This is a genomic window from Mycobacterium sp. E342 (assembly GCF_001667665.1).
Classification (GTDB): domain Bacteria; phylum Actinomycetota; class Actinomycetes; order Mycobacteriales; family Mycobacteriaceae; genus Mycobacterium.
This window is the reverse complement of record NZ_LZJM01000331.1, coordinates 1-2,462: the sequence shown is the minus strand read 5'-3', so window position 1 is coordinate 2,462 and position 2,462 is coordinate 1. Positions and strand designations below refer to the sequence as shown.

The 2,462-nt window shown below is 68.3% G+C and carries 3 protein-coding genes and 1 pseudogene; all 4 read left to right on the top strand.

Annotation, left to right across the window (positions count from 1 at the left end; translation table 11 throughout):
• Nucleotides 1-182, top strand: a pseudogene (locus A5692_RS27005) (lipid-transfer protein); the annotation flags it as partial.
• Between the two features lie 11 nt (nucleotides 183-193).
• Nucleotides 194-1,264, top strand: coding sequence for a zinc-binding dehydrogenase (locus A5692_RS27000; RefSeq protein ID WP_068062490.1), 1,071 nt, complete (start codon nucleotides 194-196; stop codon nucleotides 1,262-1,264).
• Nucleotides 1,264-1,875, top strand: a complete 612-nt coding sequence (locus A5692_RS26995; protein WP_068062487.1) for a TetR/AcrR family transcriptional regulator — start codon at nucleotides 1,264-1,266, stop codon at nucleotides 1,873-1,875. The genes A5692_RS27000 and A5692_RS26995 overlap by 1 nt, the downstream gene beginning before the upstream one ends.
• Before the next feature lie 89 nt (nucleotides 1,876-1,964).
• A partial coding sequence (locus A5692_RS26990; RefSeq protein WP_231984482.1) for a triacylglycerol lipase occupies nucleotides 1,965-2,462 on the top strand: 498 nt, incomplete at its 3' end.

The following is a 2,462-nucleotide window of genomic DNA, read 5'->3' as shown; positions in this document are numbered from 1 at the left end:
CGATCAACACCAACGGCGGCCTGCTCGGCGAGGCCTACATCCACGGCATGAACGGCATCACCGAGGGCGTGCGCCAGGTGCGTGGCACGTCGTACAACCAGGTCGACAACGTCGAACACGTCTTGGTCACCTCGGGCACCGGGGTACCTACGAGCGGGCTGATTCTGGCGCCCGCCAACTGAGGGGGATCATCATGCCGAAGCTCGCGCTGCTGACCGCCCACGGCGGTCCCATCGAGCTGGCCGAATTTCCGTTGACCACACCGGCGCCCGGCACCGCGGCGCTCAAGTTGCGGATGGCCGGCATCTGCGGATCCGACCTGCACATCTTCCGTGGCGAACTGCCGTTGCCGTGCCCGTTCGCCATGGGCCACGAAATGGTGGGCGAGATAGCCGAACTGGGCGACGGCCTGACCACCGACGCGACCGGGAAGCCGCTGGCGGTGGGCGATCGCGTGGTCACGCCGTATTTCTGGTTCTGCGGCCAGTGCCACGCCTGCGCGCAGGGCCGGTCCTACGCGTGTCAGAACCTGATGGCCGGCGAATACCGGACGCCCGATCATGCGCCGCACTTCGTCGCCGCCTACGGCGAGTACTACTACACCAGCCGGCGGCAGCCGCTGTACAAGGTGCCCGAGGGCCTGCCGGACCAAGCCGTCGCCCCGCTGAACTGCGCGCTGGCCCAGGTGCTGTTCGCGCTGCGCGAGGTGCGCCTCGGCGACACCCTGGTCATCCAGGGCGCGGGCGGGCTGGGCATCAACGCCGCGGCCGTGGCCCGCACCGCCGGCGCCGCGGAGGTCATCGTCATCGACAAAATCCCCGAACGGCTCGACGTCGCCTCTGATTTCGGCGCCACGCAGTGCATCGACGCGAGTGCCATCTCGACCGCGGAGGTCACCGAACAGGTCCGCGCGCGCACCGACGGCATCGGCGCCGACTGGGTGCTCGAGGTCGTCGGGGTGCCGGCCGTCATTCCCGAGGGAATCGGCTTCCTCAACAACGGGGGAACGCTCCTCGAGGTCGGCAACGTCGGCATGGGACGAACCTTCGAGCTGGACCCGAGCGCGCTGGTGTACGGCAACAAATCCGTGCGCGGGGTCATGTTCTACGAGCCCGTCACCCTGGCGGTCGGCCTCAGCTTCCTGCAGCACACCAGGTTCCCGTTCGACCGGTTGATGCCCGAACCGTTCCACCTGGCCGACGTCAACGCCGCTTTTGCGTCGGCCGATGCCGGGCTGGTGCCGCGGGGTGCGTTGGTGCCGTGATGACGCAAGCGGCCGCCCAGGCCATCGACACCCGCGAGCTGATCGTGGAATCCGCGTACGCCTGCTTCCGCAAACAGGGGCTGCAGAAGGCGACGATCGTCGACATCGCCAGGACGGCCGGGGTGTCACGCAGCACCATCTACGAGTACTTCGGCGACAAGGGCGCCATCATCGAAGCCTGCGCCGAACACGCTTCCGAGCGGTTCTACCGCGAGATGTCCAAAGCCATGGCGCGCGGCGCTTCCCTCGAGGAAAAGCTGAGCGAGGCAGCCGTTTTCGTGACCCAGGCCCGGCGGTCCATCGCGTCCGAGAAGTATTTCGACGAGGACGCCATCAGCCTGCTGCTGACCAAGGACGCCGCCGTCTTGCTGCGCGAGTGCGTCGACTTCGTCGCGCCCTACCTGTCGGCCGCCAGGCTCACCGGGGAGGTGCGCAAGGACCTCGACGTCCAAACCGCGGGCGAATGGTTCGCGCGCATCCTGTTCTCGCTCTTCAGCACGCCGTCCTCGACGCTGGACATGGACGATCCCGAGGCGGTGGCCGAGTTCGTGCGTGCGTACGCGGTGCGCGGGTTCGCCAGCGAACGCGCACGGCCCAGGCGCACCCCCTGAGTCGCTCAAATCGCCCGATCGCCCCCGGTGCGACGGTTAGCATCCAGGGTGTGCGACGGATGCTGGCGCTGACCGCGATCGTGGTGGCCATGACGTCGATGCTGCTGGGGTGCAGCCGGTCCGACGAGAAGCGCGCGGCGTCGCAGGCGGTCGTCATCGTCTCCGGCGGGGATGCGACGAGCCCGTTCACCACACCCGACCAGGCGTGCTCGACCGGGCTGGCGGCGGGCAACACCGACACCGCGATCCGCGAATACCTGGTCAAGCAGGGCTACAAGGTGTTCACGTCACCGGCGATGGCCGGCCGGGGGCAGGTGGTGGACCAGACCGGCTTCGGCCCGTTCGGGGTGTGCCCAATCACGCTGCCGGAGAACATGACCGTGAACTCCACGGGGAGCATCGACACCGCGGGCGAACACCTGGCGCGGTTTTTGACCTACCTGCACACCGACAAGGGCATCGACGAGGTCGACCTGGTCGGCCACTCGATGGGGGGCCTGTACTCGCGGGCGGCGATCCGGGTGCTGACCACCACGAACTCGACGGTGCACGTCCGCTCGCTGACCACGATCGGCACGCCGTGGCAG